Annotated in this window: 17 protein-coding genes and 1 pseudogene; 16 read left to right on the forward strand and 2 right to left on the reverse strand. The window is 34.9% G+C overall.

From position 1 onward, the window contains the following. The first annotated feature begins 128 nt into the window (after window positions 1–128). The 10 genes from AC1Q8N_RS28125 (at window position 129) to AC1Q8N_RS28170 (ending at window position 8,940) form a co-directional block, all read left to right on the forward strand. Window positions 129–2,066: an asparagine synthase-related protein gene (locus tag AC1Q8N_RS28125; RefSeq protein WP_404519545.1), complete on the forward strand. Its 1,938-nt coding sequence runs from the start codon at window positions 129–131 to the stop codon at window positions 2,064–2,066. A gap of 14 nt (window positions 2,067–2,080) precedes the next feature. Then, complete coding sequence (locus AC1Q8N_RS28130) at window positions 2,081–2,206, forward strand: paeninodin family lasso peptide (protein ID WP_002199627.1); 126 nt, start codon at window positions 2,081–2,083, stop codon at window positions 2,204–2,206. A 96-nt stretch (window positions 2,207–2,302) separates the two neighbouring features. Then, window positions 2,303–3,280 carry an aldolase gene (locus AC1Q8N_RS28135; RefSeq protein WP_048544203.1) on the forward strand — a complete coding sequence of 326 codons (978 nt, stop codon included), beginning with the start codon at window positions 2,303–2,305 and terminating at the stop codon, window positions 3,278–3,280. Further along, window positions 3,231–3,536: a lasso peptide biosynthesis PqqD family chaperone gene (locus AC1Q8N_RS28140; RefSeq protein WP_048544201.1), complete on the forward strand. Its 306-nt coding sequence runs from the start codon at window positions 3,231–3,233 to the stop codon at window positions 3,534–3,536. The genes AC1Q8N_RS28135 and AC1Q8N_RS28140 overlap by 50 nt, the downstream gene beginning before the upstream one ends. Before the next feature lie 36 nt (window positions 3,537–3,572). Beyond that, entirely contained in the window at window positions 3,573–4,046 is a 474-nt protein-coding gene (locus AC1Q8N_RS28145; protein ID WP_098080364.1) for a lasso peptide biosynthesis B2 protein, read from the forward strand. Window position 4,047: 1 nt separating this feature from the next. Then, window positions 4,048–5,235 (forward strand): nucleotidyltransferase domain-containing protein, encoded by a 1,188-nt coding sequence (locus tag AC1Q8N_RS28150; RefSeq protein ID WP_048544197.1) that lies wholly within the window; start codon window positions 4,048–4,050, stop codon window positions 5,233–5,235. Window positions 5,236–5,246: 11 nt separating this feature from the next. Next, window positions 5,247–7,046: an ABC transporter ATP-binding protein gene (locus AC1Q8N_RS28155; RefSeq protein ID WP_048544195.1), complete on the forward strand. Its 1,800-nt coding sequence runs from the start codon at window positions 5,247–5,249 to the stop codon at window positions 7,044–7,046. A 228-nt stretch (window positions 7,047–7,274) separates the two neighbouring features. Continuing rightward, window positions 7,275–7,598, forward strand: coding sequence for a PadR family transcriptional regulator (locus AC1Q8N_RS28160; protein ID WP_001102620.1), 324 nt, complete (start codon window positions 7,275–7,277; stop codon window positions 7,596–7,598). Next, a complete protein-coding gene (locus AC1Q8N_RS28165; protein ID WP_048544191.1) occupies window positions 7,591–8,133 on the forward strand; it encodes a DUF1700 domain-containing protein in 543 nt (180 codons plus the stop codon). Before AC1Q8N_RS28160 ends, AC1Q8N_RS28165 begins: the two co-directional genes overlap by 8 nt. Then, entirely contained in the window at window positions 8,134–8,940 is an 807-nt protein-coding gene (locus AC1Q8N_RS28170; protein WP_048544189.1) for a DUF4097 family beta strand repeat-containing protein, read from the forward strand. Between the two features lie 88 nt (window positions 8,941–9,028). Here AC1Q8N_RS28170 and lexA read toward each other — a convergent pair whose 3' ends face one another. Then, on the reverse strand, window positions 9,029–9,649 hold the full coding sequence (gene lexA / locus AC1Q8N_RS28175; RefSeq protein ID WP_048544187.1) for a transcriptional repressor LexA: 621 nt from the start codon (window positions 9,647–9,649) through the stop codon (window positions 9,029–9,031). A 141-nt stretch (window positions 9,650–9,790) separates the two neighbouring features. Between lexA and AC1Q8N_RS28180 the strand changes: the two genes are divergently transcribed. After that, complete coding sequence (locus AC1Q8N_RS28180) at window positions 9,791–10,447, forward strand: YneB family resolvase-like protein (protein WP_048544185.1); 657 nt, start codon at window positions 9,791–9,793, stop codon at window positions 10,445–10,447. 45 nt (window positions 10,448–10,492) lie between these two features. Then, entirely contained in the window at window positions 10,493–10,732 is a 240-nt protein-coding gene (locus AC1Q8N_RS28185; RefSeq protein WP_001190582.1) for a DUF896 domain-containing protein, read from the forward strand. Between the two features lie 39 nt (window positions 10,733–10,771). On the opposite strand, the gene AC1Q8N_RS28190 is transcribed toward AC1Q8N_RS28185, so the two are convergent. Beyond that, window positions 10,772–12,355, reverse strand: coding sequence for a bifunctional metallophosphatase/5'-nucleotidase (locus AC1Q8N_RS28190; protein ID WP_098080362.1), 1,584 nt, complete (start codon window positions 12,353–12,355; stop codon window positions 10,772–10,774). A gap of 183 nt (window positions 12,356–12,538) precedes the next feature. Between AC1Q8N_RS28190 and AC1Q8N_RS28195 the strand changes: the two genes are divergently transcribed. The 4 genes and pseudogenes from AC1Q8N_RS28195 to AC1Q8N_RS28210 all read left to right on the forward strand — a co-directional run. Beyond that, window positions 12,539–13,477, forward strand: coding sequence for a phosphate/phosphite/phosphonate ABC transporter substrate-binding protein (locus AC1Q8N_RS28195; protein WP_098681965.1), 939 nt, complete (start codon window positions 12,539–12,541; stop codon window positions 13,475–13,477). A gap of 85 nt (window positions 13,478–13,562) precedes the next feature. Beyond that, window positions 13,563–14,336 (forward strand): phosphonate ABC transporter ATP-binding protein, encoded by a 774-nt coding sequence (gene phnC, locus AC1Q8N_RS28200; RefSeq protein WP_048544181.1) that lies wholly within the window; start codon window positions 13,563–13,565, stop codon window positions 14,334–14,336. Further along, window positions 14,333–15,127 carry a phosphonate ABC transporter, permease protein PhnE gene (gene phnE / locus AC1Q8N_RS28205; RefSeq protein ID WP_098080356.1) on the forward strand — a complete coding sequence of 265 codons (795 nt, stop codon included), beginning with the start codon at window positions 14,333–14,335 and terminating at the stop codon, window positions 15,125–15,127. The genes phnC and phnE overlap by 4 nt, the downstream gene beginning before the upstream one ends. Continuing rightward, a pseudogene (locus AC1Q8N_RS28210) lies at window positions 15,127–15,246 on the forward strand (phosphonate ABC transporter, permease protein PhnE); the annotation flags it as partial. The gene phnE and the pseudogene AC1Q8N_RS28210, both read left to right, overlap by 1 nt. Window positions 15,247–15,318: the final 72 nt, after the last annotated feature.

The following is a 15,318-nucleotide window of genomic DNA, read 5'->3' on the forward strand; positions in this document are numbered from 1 at the left end:
AGTAAATAATTGGGAAGGTAATAAAATAAGTGATTTTGTTCGTTAAAAAGAATGATAAAGAGGTATGTTTAACGAATTTAATATATAAATAGTATTTGTATTAACTTTTCATGTATTAGGAGGGAAAAATGAGCGCTATAACTGGCATTATTCACTTTAATAATGAACCTGTATCAATTGAACATGGCACGCGATTAATGAGTGACTTACAAAAGTACCCTGCTGATGATATTCAAATATGGCATAAGGAAAACGTTTTCTTGGGATGTCACGCACAATGGATTACACCAGAGTCAGTTGGTGAACAATTACCCTTCTATAATTATGAAAAACAACTGGCAATTACAGCAGATGCTATTATTGATAATCGTTATGAGTTGTTTGAAAAATTACAAATAGATTATGCGGATAGAAAAAACATGACAGATAGTGAGTTGATTTTACTCTCTTATCAGAAGTGGGGAGAAGCAGCACCGAAATATTTGGTGGGTGATTTTTCTTTTATGATTTGGGATGAGAAAAAACAAATACTGTTTGGAGCTAGAGATTTTTCTGGGAGCCGAACACTTTATTTTTATCGTAGTGAGAACAAATTTTCTTTTTGTACTAGTATAAAGCCGTTATTTACTCTACCATATGTTGAGAAAAAATTGAATGAGCAGTGGCTTGCTGAATTTTTAACTATACCTGTGAATTTTGAATCAGTAGACCCTTCTTCAACAGTATATAAAACTGTTGAGCAAATTCCACCTTCCCATTCTGTTACTGTGAAAAATGGAAAGGTGAAATTATCGAGATACAATACACTAATCGCCGGAGAAAGGCTTCAACTCAAATCAAACGAAGAGTATGAAGAAGCGTTTTTGGAAGTGTATCAAAATGCGATAAGATCACGTTTACGTACCCATCATCAAGTAGGGGCTCATTTGAGTGGAGGACTTGATTCGGGTTCTGTAGCCAGCTTTGCTGCACGAGATTTAAGTGCAGCAAATAAACGTCTACATACATATAGTTATGTCCCCGTAAAGGGTTTTGTAGATTGGACGCATAGAAGTAGAATAGCTGATGAACGACCTTTTATTCAATCAACTGTACAGCATGTAGGAAATATTAAGGAGCATTATTTGGATTTTGAAGGAAGAAGTCCTCTATCAGAAATAGATGATTGGCTTGAAATTCTAGAGATGCCATATAAATTCTTCGAGAATACTTTTTGGCTTAGGGGAATTTATGAGGAGGCCCGGTTACAGGGGATTGGAGTACTCTTAAACGGACAGAGAGGAAATTGGACGGTGTCATGGGGTCCAGCTGTGGACTATCAAGCTATGCTGTTGAAAAAGATGAATGTGCGTCGCTTTTTGCAAGAGCTATATTCGTATAGTAGAAATATTGGTGTAAAGAAATCGCGAGTATTTTCAGTAGTGAGAAAAAAGGCATTTCCGTTTTTAAATCGAATATCTTCATCAAAAAATCAAATTGTTTTCCCTAGATTTATTAATCCAGAATTTGCAAATAGGATGAATGTGTTCGATAAGCTCCTAGAGCATAATGTTGATATAACAGGCGCCTCAATAACAGATGCATATGAAGTAAAGAAGAGGCAATTTGAACAGTTATTCTATTGGAACATAACTGGTACATATGGATCTAAATTATCTTTGCGCTATTCCTTATGGGATCGCGATCCAACGAATGATTTACGGGTTGTTCAATTTTGTTTAGCGGTTCCAGAAGAACAATACGTTCAAAATGGTTTAGATCGAGCACTAATTCGAAGAGCAACAAAAAAATTCTTACCTGATAAAGTAAGGTTGAACCAGCTCACTAGAGGTGTTCAAGGTTCTGATGGTGTTTACCGTATGGCACATCAATGGAGTGAATTTATTGAAGAGCTTGAGCAGCTTAGTAAGGATCCTGTAATTTCAGAATTTTTGGATATAGAGGTTATTAGAACTGCGATTTCTAAGATTAAAGAAGAACCTCATCCAGAATATGCATTTGATTTAGATTTTCGAATTTTAATGCGTAGTTTAATAGTGTATCGATTTATGAAAAAAATTATTTGAAGGGAGGTGACATAATGAAAAAAGATTGGACAATTCCTACATTGGAAGTACTTGATATCAATATGACAATGGCTGGACCGGGTATTAAAATACCTGATGGTGTTCAACCGGATGAGGACGAAATGGTTCACCATAGCTAATTTATCAATTAGGATGCACATTGTTATCCCCTTATACAGTAAAAGTATAAGGGGTTTTTATAAAAATTTTGAAAGCAATTTGGAGTGAGAGAGTTGATGGAAAATACAAATAAAAATGTATATAAAGTTTTTGGGTTAAGAGTGTTGAGTGAAATGAAATTGCCGGAATTACCTCAAATCAATGAACAAGAAGAGAATGTAGAAATTGTAATTCGATTAACTAATTTATCTCAGAAGTGGAGTGAACTTGCTAGCGCAAAACAAAACTTTGTAGTTGATAAAAACGTAGTTATGATTTGTATACCTGATACTGCTATATTTTCTATACAAGGAGGAAAGCAAATATTTGTTTCACCAATGAAGGACGCTTGTGAAGATAAGATTCGTCTTTATATACTTGGAACTTGTATGGGTGCCTTACTAATCCAAAGGGGAATATTACCATTACATGGTAGTGCAATAAATATTGATGGGAAAGTTTATGCCTTTGTAGGTGATTCAGGAGCAGGTAAATCAACTCTTGCAGCGGCTTTTTTAAGTAAAGGATACAAAATTTTGAGTGATGATGTAATTGCTGTGACAGTTTCGTCAGATAAGACTCCAATTGTGATTCCATCTTATCCGCAACAAAAATTATGGGCGGAGAGTTTGAATGCTTTTGGAATGGGAACGGCAAGTTATAATCCATTGTTTGAGCGAGAAACAAAGTATGCTGTGCCTGTACAATCTCATTTTTTCTCTGAACCATTACCTCTTGCTGGTGTTATTGAGTTAACGAAAACAGAGGATGAGAGTGTTGAGTTGATTCGAATTGAAGGACTTGAACGATTGCGTACATTGTTCTTTCACACATTTCGTAAGTTGTTAATTACGCAATTAAAATTGACAGAGTGGCATTTCACTACTTCTACAAATGTGATAAACAAGGTAGATATGTTTCATTTGAAACGTCCAAATAATAGGTTTACAGCGCATGAACTTGTATCAATTATATTAAAAACTATACACGGAGGAGGAGTAATAGATGATGTATACAGAGAGAATTTCTCTAGAGTGTCAGATTGTGCAAAGTGAAGAGAATATTGTGAGTGATATGGATGGGGAAAAAGTAATGCTAAATGTTCAAAAAGGGAAATATTATAATTTGGGAGAAACAGGGGGAGAAGTTTGGGAACTAATAAAAACTCCAATTATGGTTACTGAACTCGTCAGTACATTGTTGTCAAAGTACAACATTGAACGGGGCGATTGTGAAGAGCAAGTTCTTTCCTTTTTAGAGTGTTTGTTTCAAGAAGATTTAATTCAAATAAAAGATCAATCTAATAGATAAATTCGTAATTTCAAGAGAACTGTTAGGAAGGGATTAATGAATATTGTGAAAAGGTTAAGGGTATTTTTATCGCTGAGCATGGAAACAAAGCTTTTATTTTTAGAGGCTTTTATTTTTTTAGGGTGGGCGCGTGTACTAAAAAGTATTACCTTTTCCAAAGTTGCACCTTCTTTAGGGGATTACATGAACGAAACATCAGTTGCCCAAATTCAGCCACATGGGGATACACTAAAGAAGGTGTCTGAAGCTATTTCTATTATGAGTCGTTATACTTTTTGGGAAAGTCAGTGTCTTGTTAAAGCTATAGCTGGGATGAAAATGCTCGAAAAACGTCACATTGAGAGTACTCTTTATTTAGGAACTGCTAAGGATAGTCATGGGGATTTAATTGCGCATGCATGGTTACGGAGCGGTTCTTTTTATGTTACTGGATCAGAAGGAATGAAGAAATTTACTGTCGTTGGATCATTTGCAAAGAGGCTAAGTGAGGACATTATTAAAGGAGAATAAAATGGAGAAAGATTTTGGTCTTAATGTAGAGTTCATGTCTAAGGAATTGAAACTTCTTTTTGCAATTTTGAAGTTACAAGATGACGAAACAGTGCAAACTTACAGTAATGAATGGTTTTCCGATATTGATTGGGAGGTATTTCTTGAGCAAGCTGTGCATCATCGCGTTTATCCGGTGATATATCAAAAACTTAAACAGGTGGATGAGGAACTAATTCCTTCACATATTGTACAAACCTTGAATAGAAAATATAAAAAAAATACATTTCAAATGCTTTATTTAAGTGCTGAAATGGAACGAATAAATAAACTATGTAATGAAAATGAGATTCGTATGATTTTTCTAAAAGGACCTGTACTATCTCAGGACTTATATGGGGATATTTCTTTACGAACATCCTGTGATTTGGACGTTCTAATTCCGATGCAAAATTTAGAAAAAGTAGAAATGCTACTTTTAGAGCAGGGGTATGTAAAAGACGACTATATTCAAACGATATTAAATGATTGGAAATGGAGGCATCATCATATAACATTTTTTCATCCAATAAAGCGGATCAAAGTTGAAATTCATTGGAGGTTAAACCCCGGACCGGGTAAGGAACCTGGGTTTGAAGAGCTTTGGGGGAGAAAGAGAAAAAGTACCCTTACGAGTAATTCTGTATATATGTTAGGAAAGGAAGATTTATTTTTATTTTTGGTATCTCATGGTGCTAGACATGGTTGGTCCAGATTACGCTGGTTAGTAGATATAAAAAAAATTGTCGATCAAGAACTTAATTGGAGTGAGATCCATAAGTTAATGAGAAAATATCAAATGCTTCATTTAGGAGGACAAGCATTAATTTTAGCAGCTCAATTGCTAGGTGTACGACTAGATGAAAGGATGATGGAATTAGTAGCGAAAAAACATTCAAAGCAGTTAGCTCAAGAGGCGCTGTTTTATTTCAAGCAAATGATAAACTTGCATACCGATCCTGTCCCTGAAGAAGTATTTATCTATCATAGTCGATATTTATTTTCACTAATGTCTAATCAGCAAAAAATTTTATATATTATGAGCCAACTATATCCTTATCCAATTGATGCAAAAACATTACCGTTACCTAAATTTCTTCATTTTTTATATTTTCCTCTACGTCCGTTTTTATGTCTTTGGAGGAAAACAAAGAAGCTGGCTTTGTTATAGGGGGAACATCGATGAATCATATTATATATTTTATGAAGAAACTATACTCTTCGGCGGGAAACATACTGTATGTGAATTTATTTGGTATGGTTTTAATAAGTTTACTTGAAGGGATAGGTATTATTTTATTAATTCCTATGATAAGTATGACTGGAATAATTAATATAGGCGAGGAGACTACTTTTATTGCACCTGTCTCTAGGTTTTTGCAGGATTTTCCTAAAACAGCAAGTCTAGTTTCTATTTTAGGTATATATATACTAATAGTGTTAGGTCAAAATTTACTACAAAGAAATATAACGCTAAGGGATGCGAGAACGCAACAAGCTTTTATAAGAGAATTAAGACTAGAAACATATAGTATGATTTTAAAAGCAAAGTGGAGTTTTTTTTTAGAGAAAAGGAAAACAAATCTAATAAATATATTAACTACAGAATTAGCTCGTGTAAGTTATGGGGTTAATTTAATTTTACAATTGTTAGCTGCTATTCTGTTTACATTTATACAGGTGGGGATTGCGTTTTTATTATCTCCTCAAATAACTATATTTGTTTTGGTCTTTGGTTTATTATTCTTGGTAGCTTCTCGTGTTTTTATAAAAAAAGCACGAATACTAGGCGGTAAGACCTCAGAATTGGCAAAAGACTATCTTTCTGGTATAACAGATCATTTTAATGGAATTAAAGATATAAAGAGTAATACTTTGGAAGCATCACGTTTAGATTGGTTACAATCTATAACAAAAAAGATGAGTAATGAGCAAATGGAGTATATGAGAATAAGATCGAACTCTCAATTGTTTTATAAAGTTTCAATGGCTATATTAATTGCATTTTTTTTATTATTATCAGTAAGTATGTTTCAAGCGCAACCCACCCAATTACTATTAATCATCCTCATTTTCTCCAGACTATGGCCAAGATTCATGACGATTCAATCAAATTTAGAACAACTGGCTGCAAGTATTCCTGCTTTTAAGTCATTATGGGAGTTGCAAGAGGAATGTAAGGAAGCGATTGAAATGCAGGATATACATCAACAAAAACATATAGAGCCGATTCGTATAAAACAAGGTATGGAGTGTAAGGATGTTTACTTTCGTTATAATAAGCAAGAATCTTTATACGCACTTCAAAATATTAATGTGCAAATTCCAATAAACAGTATGACGGCCATTGTGGGGCATTCTGGTGCAGGCAAAAGTACATTAATTGATGTATTAATGGGATTAATCCAGCCAGAAAAAGGTCAAGTGTTAATAGATGGTACGCCCCTTACAACTGATAATTTATTGTCATTAAGGCGGGCTATTAGTTATGTACCACAAGATCCTTTCTTATTTAATGCAAGCATAAGAGAAAATTTATTGATGATTGAGCCAAATGCAAGTGAAGAACAAATTTGGTCTGCATTAAATTTTGCGGCCGCCGCTGAATTTGTACAAACGCTTCCTAAAGGGCTTGATACACTGATTGGGGATCGAGGAGTAAGGCTTTCAGGTGGTGAACGTCAACGACTTGTACTAGCGCGGGCTATTTTAAGAAAACCGTCGATTTTAGTATTAGATGAGGCTACGAGTGCATTAGATACTGAAAATGAAGTGAAAATCCAATCAGCAATAGAAAGGTTGAAAGGAACAATGACAATTATTGTGATTGCGCATCGTTTATCTACTATACGCAATGCAGATCAAGTTATTGTCTTAGGAAAAGGTGAAATTGTCCAAAAAGGTGAATTTAATCAATTGGCTAAAGAGAGAAAAGGTGTATTTCGAAGTTTGTTAGGGTCACAAATGGAAGTTGGTTCTTAGAGAGGAAAGAGTGAATGAATTTTTGTATTCATACAGTTCGAATCGAATAAAAGCCTGAGTGATGGCCAGTTATAACAGGGCATTATTCAGGCTTTTATTTGTACGTTTTCTAAATTTAGGGAGTAAATATAAATGAGTACCTTGCAATGAATAATACTAAGTGGTATATTATGGATATAATGGGTACCGTGTATTGAATAGTACTGAAATGAGAAAGGGGGATTGACCTTGAACGTTCAGTTTAAAAAAGGCGTGTTAGAACTGTGTGTTTTAGCACTTGTGAAACGTAAAGATTGTTACGGCTATGAACTTGTTCAGCAAATCTCAAATAAATTTTTAATATCGGAAGGGTCAGTGTATCCTTTATTACGTCGTTTAACGAAAGAAGGATATTTTCAAACGTATTTAAAAGAATCTACAGAGGGACCGCCTCGTAAATATTATCAACTAACTGAGCAAGGGGAAACGCAACTGAATTTGTTAGTAACGGAGTGGCGTGATTTTGCAAAAGGCGTACAAGAAATTATTGAAGGAGTGGAATGGGATGAGTAAAGAACAGTTTCTTAAAGAATTATCAAGTCATCTTAGAAAGTTACCGGAAGAAGAGAGGAAAGATATTTTATTTGATTATGAAGAGCATTTTCAGTTTGGAATAGAAGAAGGAAAAACTGAATCGGAAATAATAAAGGGCCTTGGCTCTCCGAAAGTAATTGCAAAAGACTTACTTGCTTTGTATCGCTTTGACGAAATGAAAAAGGACCCATCAACTACCAATATAACAAGGGCTGTTATGGCAGCGATTGGACTTAGTTTGTTTAATTTTATTATTGTGTTAGGCCCGTTAGTTGCAATTATTGCTTTTATATTTTCCTTCTGGCTCGGTGGAATTGCTAGTGTAGTGACACCATTTTTCGTTATTGGAAAAGTATTTATGGGTACTTTTATATGGTTGGATTTATTCGTTAGTATAACGTTTGTTGGGGTAGGTTTGTTGTTATGTATTATCGCTTATTATAGTACGAATTGGTTTAAAAAGTTATGCGTACGTTATGTACTATGGAACTTCAAAATGATAAAAGGGGAGTAGATGATGAAGAAAATATTGTTAGTAGCTATCGCTTGTATCATTATTGGAGTAATAGGGATTTCACAAACATATGAAAAAGCCGTGCAAACTGCAGAAGAAGGAAATAAAGAAGACGTAATTAAAAACGAAACACTAAAAAATATAGAAGTTAAGTTAGATGCTGGGGATATTGTTGTCCAAAAATCTCCCGACTCTTCTTTTTATGTAAAGCAATCAGGAGATGTACGTAAACACGAGGTTCGTATTGCTGAAGATGGTGACACATTAAAAATTATTGGGGAAAGAGAAAAAGGTGCTTCATTTGATTTTTCTTTTTACGATTTTAGATTTCAAACGTCTACAATAACTCTCCTTGTGCCTGAACGTTCATACCAAGAGATAAAAATAAATTCATCAGCTGGACAAATAGAAATAAGTGATGTGAAAAGTGACTGTGTAAGTGTTGGGACACTCGCTGGAGAAGTAGATTTGAAAAATGTCACAGCAAAAAGTGTGGAAGGATCTTCAAAAGCTGGTGAGGTGAGCTTTAAGAAGGTAATAGGAAAAGTAACTGTGAAGTCGGCTAGCGGGGAAGTGCATATTATGGATCATGATCCTAAATATGATGTAGAGGCAAGTTCAACCGCTGGGGATGTAGATATTACTTTATTAGAAAAACCACAAGATGCAGTTATAACGGGGCAAAGTGCTGCTGGCGAAGTAATGATTTTTAATGAAGAAAATAAAAATATAACAATTGGCAATGGTAGTAAAAAGATTAGTGGTAAAACAGCTGCTGGCGATGTGACGATTGAAACTCGTTCATAAGAAATAAAATGTATGGAAATCTATCAAAATACAAAAAAAGAAGATAATTACCGTATATAAATAAGGTAATTATCTTCTTTTATTATTCTTAATGTAAATCACGATATACGCCAATTACTTTTCCGATAACTGACACTTGTTTTAAAATGATAGGTTCTAATGAAGAGTTTTCCGGTTGTAGACGGAAATGGTCTTTTTCTTTATAGAAACGTTTAACAGTTGCTTCGTTATCTTCTGTTAAAGCGACTACAATTTCACCGTTGTATGCAGACTGTTGTTGGCGAACAACAACTAAATCCCCATCGAAAATACCAGCTTCAATCATACTATCTCCGGAAATACGTAACATAAATACTTGGTCTGCTCCAGCGACAATGCTAGCTGGAAGTGGGAAATGATCTTCTACACTTTCAACTGCTGTAATAGGTAATCCAGCAGTAACTTTTCCGATAATTGGAACTTGAATAACAGATTGTGTCTCTGTATCCATTCGGTTGTCACCTAAAATTTCAATTGCTCGTGGTTTTGTTGGATCGCGTCGAATATATCCTTTTTCTTCTAGTCGTGATAAATGTCCGTGCACTGTAGAACTAGAAGCGAGGCCGACTGCTTGACCGATTTCACGTACGGAAGGTGGATATCCTTTTTCTTGTACTTTTAGCTTAATAAAGTCGAGAATGTCTTGCTGGCGTTTCGTTAACTTTTCCATGTTTTCTAACACCTCGTTTTCTTTCATTTTTCTTATTAATAAGTATAACATGCGAAAAAACATTCTACAAACATAAGTTCGAACGAAAGACGAATTTATGATACACTATAAGGAAAATATAGTGAGAAAGAAGGGTTCAAAATGAATGCAATTATTTATGCACGTGTGAGCACAACAAAAGAAGAACAGGAAACATCATTATTGCGTCAAAAAGATGAATTATTGCATTTAGCTGAGCGCTATCAAATGAATGTTGTAAAGGTGATTGAGGAGCAGGCTAGTGGTTATACAATTGAACGTGATGGCATATTAGAAGTGCTAGATACAATTCGCGATGAACAAGTTGATGTACTTCTCATACAAGATGAAACGCGGCTTGGTAGAGGGAATGCAAAGATTGCATTAATGCACTGTTTACATAAAGAGGGAATAAAAGTATATACGCATACGCATAATGGAGAATTAGAACTCTCTGACTCTGATTCGATGGTACTAGATATAATTGGGATTGTTGAAGAGTATCAAAGAAAGATTCATAATTTGAAAATTAAACGTGGTATGCAACGTGCAGTAGAAAAAGGTTATCGTCCAGAAAATAATTTGAAGAATCGTCATTTAAGCGTAGGACGAGAGAAGAAAGAAGTGCCGATTGAGGAAATTGTACGTTTGCGCAAGAGTGAACTTACTTTCGAAGAAATTGCGGCAACGCTTCGCGGCTTTGGTCATAATGTTTCAAAAGCGACTGTACATCGTAGATATGTAGAATATACAAAGCAATTGCTTGATAAAGAGGACTAACTATTGTATGATAATAATCAGTTTTGAGTAAAAGGGGGATTCGAGATGCAAAGTCACGAACTCATTGAACGCATTAACTTCTTAGCGAAAAAAGCAAAAGCTGAAGGCTTAACTGAAGAAGAACAACGTGAGCGCCAATCGCTACGTGAACAATATTTAAAAGGATTTCGTCAAAATATGTTAAACGAACTTAAAGGAATTAAAGTTGTTAACGAAGAAGGTACTGATGTTACACCGGCGAAATTAAAGGCTTTAAAAAAGCAAGATAATGCAAAATTAAACTAAAAGATGGGCGAAGCCCATCTTTTTTATTTATTATATCGGTTATTTAATAACTTTCCAGTTATTGTTGACTGATGCCTCTATCTTTTTGTGCTTCAATATATAGTTAGCGATAAGTTCAGACATATCTGTTGGTATGTCTTTTATTACGGGCTTATTTTGAAACATAAAGAAGTTTCCTCCGCCGCTTGCGCGATAATTATTCATAACGACGTCATATTCTTCATTCATATGAAGAGGAGCGCCTTTATACTGTAAAGATTCTACTCTCTCGCCAATAGGTTTGGAAATGTTTAATACGTACGAAATCCCTTCCCACATATCGTAATTATAGTGTTGTGGCTTCGGTTCTATGAAGGTAGGGTTTACAATGATAGTTCCATCTGCATGTAATGTGAAATAAGAAGCAGAAAGTTCAAGGGCGTTTTTTATATCTGCTCCAGTTATTCTAATTACTTTTAATGTATTTGGATAAATATAATTAGAAACGATGTCACGCATTGTTACATGACCAGGGAAACCTGGAGATGTATTATGGAATAAGCTTGTACAAGAAATAGAAACATTAGCTATATCCATCTGTATCTTATTTATGAATTCAATAAAAGGATGGTCTTGCAAACGAGTTTGCATAGCGTCTGAAATTTGCATATCCCCATAGATTAGTCCAATAGGTTGATCGAGCCAATTTTGTGTTTTCTCTTCATAATCGGTAACCAAGGAAAGCATATGTTGGTCCGCCACAATTCCTCGCACGGGCAATAATTGTGAATAACTCTCTTTTTTTACCCATTTTTGTTCTGTTTTCTCGAATGTTACTGTTATTTTTCCGACGGAGTGTCCATTGCATCCAGTCTGTAAAACTGTTACACCATTTATTACGGTGTGAGCGATTTCCCGGTGTTGATGGCCTGTTAGTAAAATATCTATGCCTTCAATTTCATAGCACATTGCATAACCTTGGTTTTCACCTGTTAAAACTTCAGTCGGTACCCCGGTTTGTAAATCGCGTTCAAATCCTCCATGATACGCTACGACTAGTAAATCTGGTTGTTCTTGTTCGCGAATGTAAGAAACCCATTTTTTTGTTGTTTCTAATGCATCTTCAAATTGTAGATCTTGAATGTGATGAGGTTGTTCCCAATTAGGAATGTAATGCGTTGTTATCCCTAAAATAGCAATTTTTATATTTGATTCAATATGTTTTATTATATATGGTTTCCCGAAATAAGGTTCTTTTCTGTCGGTATCTAAAATATTTGCTGATAGATACGGGAAGTTCGCAGTAGAAATAGCATGATTTAATACGTCCATTCCATAATTAAATTCATGATTCCCGATAACTGCAGCATCATAACGTAAATAGTTCGCTAATAAGGACATTGGATTTTGCTTATCTTTTGCATATGTAGCGTAATGATAAGTAAAGGGTGTTCCCTGTATGAAGTCACCGTTATCAATTAAAAGAACGTTTCTGTTTTGGGAACGTTCTTTTTTTATAAGAGTAGAAATTTTAGCTAAACCAATTTCAGCTTTGGAGTTATCTTGGTAGTGAATTGGATAAACAGTACCGTGTATATCACTTGTTAATAAGATGTTTAAAGTTACAATTTGTTTTTGATTCAATATCATTCACCTTTTCTATTGTTATCTACTAGTTAAGCATATCAAATATATGAAGAGAATTTTAATGAGAATGTATAGAATGTGTAAAGATTCTGTAAATAAGCAATTATTAATAAAAATGTGTGATATATTTCTTCATGTTTACGGAAGGTAATTTATAACAATAAAAATGGAGGCTTTAATATGTTGAAAAAAGTTTTTGCAATGAGCACGACAGTTGTACTGGCGGCGGGATTATTAAGTGGCTGTGGAACAAAGGAATCTAGTGCAAGTAAAACTGAAGATACGAAAAAAGGTTATGTACCGAAGACGTTAAATGTACAATTTGTTCCTTCTCAAAATGCAGATACGTTAGAGGCGAAGGCGAAACCATTGGAAAAGCTATTAAGTGATAAATTAAATATCCCGGTAAAAGTTAGTATTTCAACGAATTACAATACAATTGTAGAAGCGATGGCATCTAAGCAAGTAGATGTAGGCTTTTTACCTCCAACAGCATATGTGCTAGCACATGAGAAAAAGGCTGCAAACGTAATTTTACAAGCACAACGTTTTGGGGTAGATGATGAAACCGGAGCTCCTACAAAGGATTTAGTAGATTTTTATAAATCTGAGTTTGTAGTGAAGAAAGATTCAAATATTAATAGTATAAAAGATTTAAAAGGTAAAAAAATTGGTTATCAAGATGTAACGTCATCAGCGGGATACGTATGGCCTGCAGCTGTATTGTTAAAAGAGGGGGTTGATCCGTTAAAGGATGTGAAACCTGTTACATTAAAAGGTCACGATCAGTCGCTTATTGCTCTTTTAAATGGTGATGTAGATGCAGCTGTTGTATTCCAAGATGCTCGTAATATTGTGAAAAAAGATTATCCGAATATATTCGATCAAACAAAAATAGTGAAATTTACGGAAAAAATTCCAAACGATACGATTTCGGTACGCTCTGATTTAGATGAAGAGTGGAGCAAGAAATTACAGGATGCTTTCATTGAAATAGGAAAGAATGAGGAAGGTCACAAAATCATTAAAGAAGTATATTCACATGAAGGATATGTTAAATCTGATGATAGTAAATTTGATATCGTTCGTGAATATGGAAAGAAAGTAAAAACGCAATAATACATATGGAAATGGCAGCTAACTGGAAGAAGGGTTATTTTCAGTTAGTTTGCCGTTTTGAATACATAGAAGGTAGGTAAGATGTGTGATAGAGTTTCGAAATGTCTCCAAAGTGTATCCGAATGGTACAAAAGGATTAAATAATATAAACTTGAACATTCAAAAAGGTGAGTTTGTTGTAATGGTAGGGCTGTCTGGGGCTGGAAAGTCTACACTTCTAAGATCGGTAAACCGTCTTCATGAGATTACAGAAGGCGAAATCATGATTGAAGGTGAATCTATAACTGCTGCAAAAGGAAAAGGCTTACGACGCATGCGCCGAGATATTGGTATGATTTTTCAAAGTTTTAACCTTGTAAAGCGATCAACGGTATTGAAAAATGTATTAGCTGGCCGTGTAGGGTATCATTCGACACTGCGTACAACGTTAGGTTTATTTCCAAAAGAAGATTTGGAGCTTGCTTTTCAATCGTTAAAAAGGGTGAATATTTTAGAAAAAGCATATGCGCGAGCTGATGAATTATCAGGAGGACAACAGCAACGTGTATCGATTGCTAGAGCGTTGGCGCAAGAAGCGAAAATCATATTGGCAGATGAACCTGTTGCGTCGTTAGATCCGCTAACAACGAAGCAAGTATTAGATGATTTGAAAAAAATTAATGAAGATTTTGGAATTACAACAATTGTAAACTTACATTCTATTGATTTAGCTAGGCAATATGCGACACGCATTATTGGATTACATGCAGGTGAAATTGTTTTTGATGGCTCAGTAGAAGAGGCAACGGATGAAAAATTTGCTGAAATTTATGGAGACGTAGCGCAGCAAAGTGAATTGTTAGAGGTGGCAGTTAAATGAATGACGTGACGATATATTCGAAATCGATACCGAAGCCGCCGAGTAAGTTAAAACATATGTTAACGGCTATTCTAGTCATTTTACTGTTGTGGGGAAGTAGTGTACAGGTCGACGCATCATTTTCAAAACTAGTAGTTGGTTTTCCTAATATGATTGATTTGTTAAAAGAGATGGTGCCGCCTGATTGGAGTTATTTTCAAGTTATTACAACAGCGATGTTAGATACAATACGTATGGCGATTATTGGGACGACTTTAGGAGCGATTTTAGCTATTCCACTGGCACTATTTGCGGCAAGTAATGTGTTTACTAGTACATTTTTGTACGGTTCAGCTCGATCGGTTTTAAATTTTATCCGAACGATACCAGATTTATTATTAGCGGCAATTTTCGTAGCTATTTTCGGAATAGGACCACTTCCAGGTATTTTAGCTCTTACTTTTTTCTCAATTGGGCTCGTGGCGAAATTGTTGTATGAGTCAATGGAATCGATTGATCCAGGTCCATTAGAGGCGATGACAGCAGTAGGAGCAAATAAAGTGCAATGGATTGTGTATGGGGTAATTCCGCAAGTGAAAGCACATTTTGTCTCCTATGTTCTTTATACATTTGAGGTGAACGTACGTGCAGCAGCTGTTTTAGGTTTAGTAGGAGCGGGTGGTATTGGGTTGTATTATGACCGTACACTTGGATTTTTACAATATCAACAAACTGCATCTATTATTATTTATACTCTTGTTGTTGTATTGTTAATTGATTATGTAAGTACATTGTTGCGGGAGAAATTATAATGAGTAAAACGACGATGATTGTACCAAAACCGAAGAAACCGAGTGTGTATCGCTGGTTTATTTTTATAGCAATTGCATTTGTTTATGTATGGGCTTTTTCAGGAGTCCCGCTAGAGGGTAACTAACTGTTACGATTTATTTAACCAATTATAACGAAAGTTAATTAAATATATCAGTAAGCCCTGCTAGTC

The sequence above is a fragment of the Bacillus sp. GW823-FHT06B01 genome (assembly GCF_058952315.1).

Excerpts from the sequence above, each read along its gene's own strand:
- AC1Q8N_RS28125 (WP_404519545.1), top strand. The coding sequence starts at position 129 with ATGAGCGCTATAACTGGCATTATTCACTTTAATAATGAACCTGTATCA.
- AC1Q8N_RS28130 (WP_002199627.1), top strand. The coding sequence starts at position 2,081 with ATGAAAAAAGATTGGACAATTCCTACATTGGAAGTACTTGATATCAAT.
- AC1Q8N_RS28135 (WP_048544203.1), top strand. The coding sequence starts at position 2,303 with ATGGAAAATACAAATAAAAATGTATATAAAGTTTTTGGGTTAAGAGTG.
- AC1Q8N_RS28140 (WP_048544201.1), top strand. The coding sequence starts at position 3,231 with ATGATGTATACAGAGAGAATTTCTCTAGAGTGTCAGATTGTGCAAAGT.
- AC1Q8N_RS28145 (WP_098080364.1), top strand. The coding sequence starts at position 3,573 with ATGAATATTGTGAAAAGGTTAAGGGTATTTTTATCGCTGAGCATGGAA.
- AC1Q8N_RS28150 (WP_048544197.1), top strand. The coding sequence starts at position 4,048 with ATGGAGAAAGATTTTGGTCTTAATGTAGAGTTCATGTCTAAGGAATTG.
- AC1Q8N_RS28155 (WP_048544195.1), top strand. The coding sequence starts at position 5,247 with ATGAATCATATTATATATTTTATGAAGAAACTATACTCTTCGGCGGGA.
- AC1Q8N_RS28165 (WP_048544191.1), top strand. The coding sequence starts at position 7,591 with ATGAGTAAAGAACAGTTTCTTAAAGAATTATCAAGTCATCTTAGAAAG.
- AC1Q8N_RS28170 (WP_048544189.1), top strand. The coding sequence starts at position 8,134 with ATGATGAAGAAAATATTGTTAGTAGCTATCGCTTGTATCATTATTGGA.
- lexA (WP_048544187.1), bottom strand. The coding sequence starts at position 9,649 with ATGGAAAAGTTAACGAAACGCCAGCAAGACATTCTCGACTTTATTAAG.
- AC1Q8N_RS28180 (WP_048544185.1), top strand. The coding sequence starts at position 9,791 with ATGAATGCAATTATTTATGCACGTGTGAGCACAACAAAAGAAGAACAG.
- AC1Q8N_RS28185 (WP_001190582.1), top strand. The coding sequence starts at position 10,493 with ATGCAAAGTCACGAACTCATTGAACGCATTAACTTCTTAGCGAAAAAA.
- AC1Q8N_RS28195 (WP_098681965.1), top strand. The coding sequence starts at position 12,539 with ATGTTGAAAAAAGTTTTTGCAATGAGCACGACAGTTGTACTGGCGGCG.
- phnE (WP_098080356.1), top strand. The coding sequence starts at position 14,333 with ATGAATGACGTGACGATATATTCGAAATCGATACCGAAGCCGCCGAGT.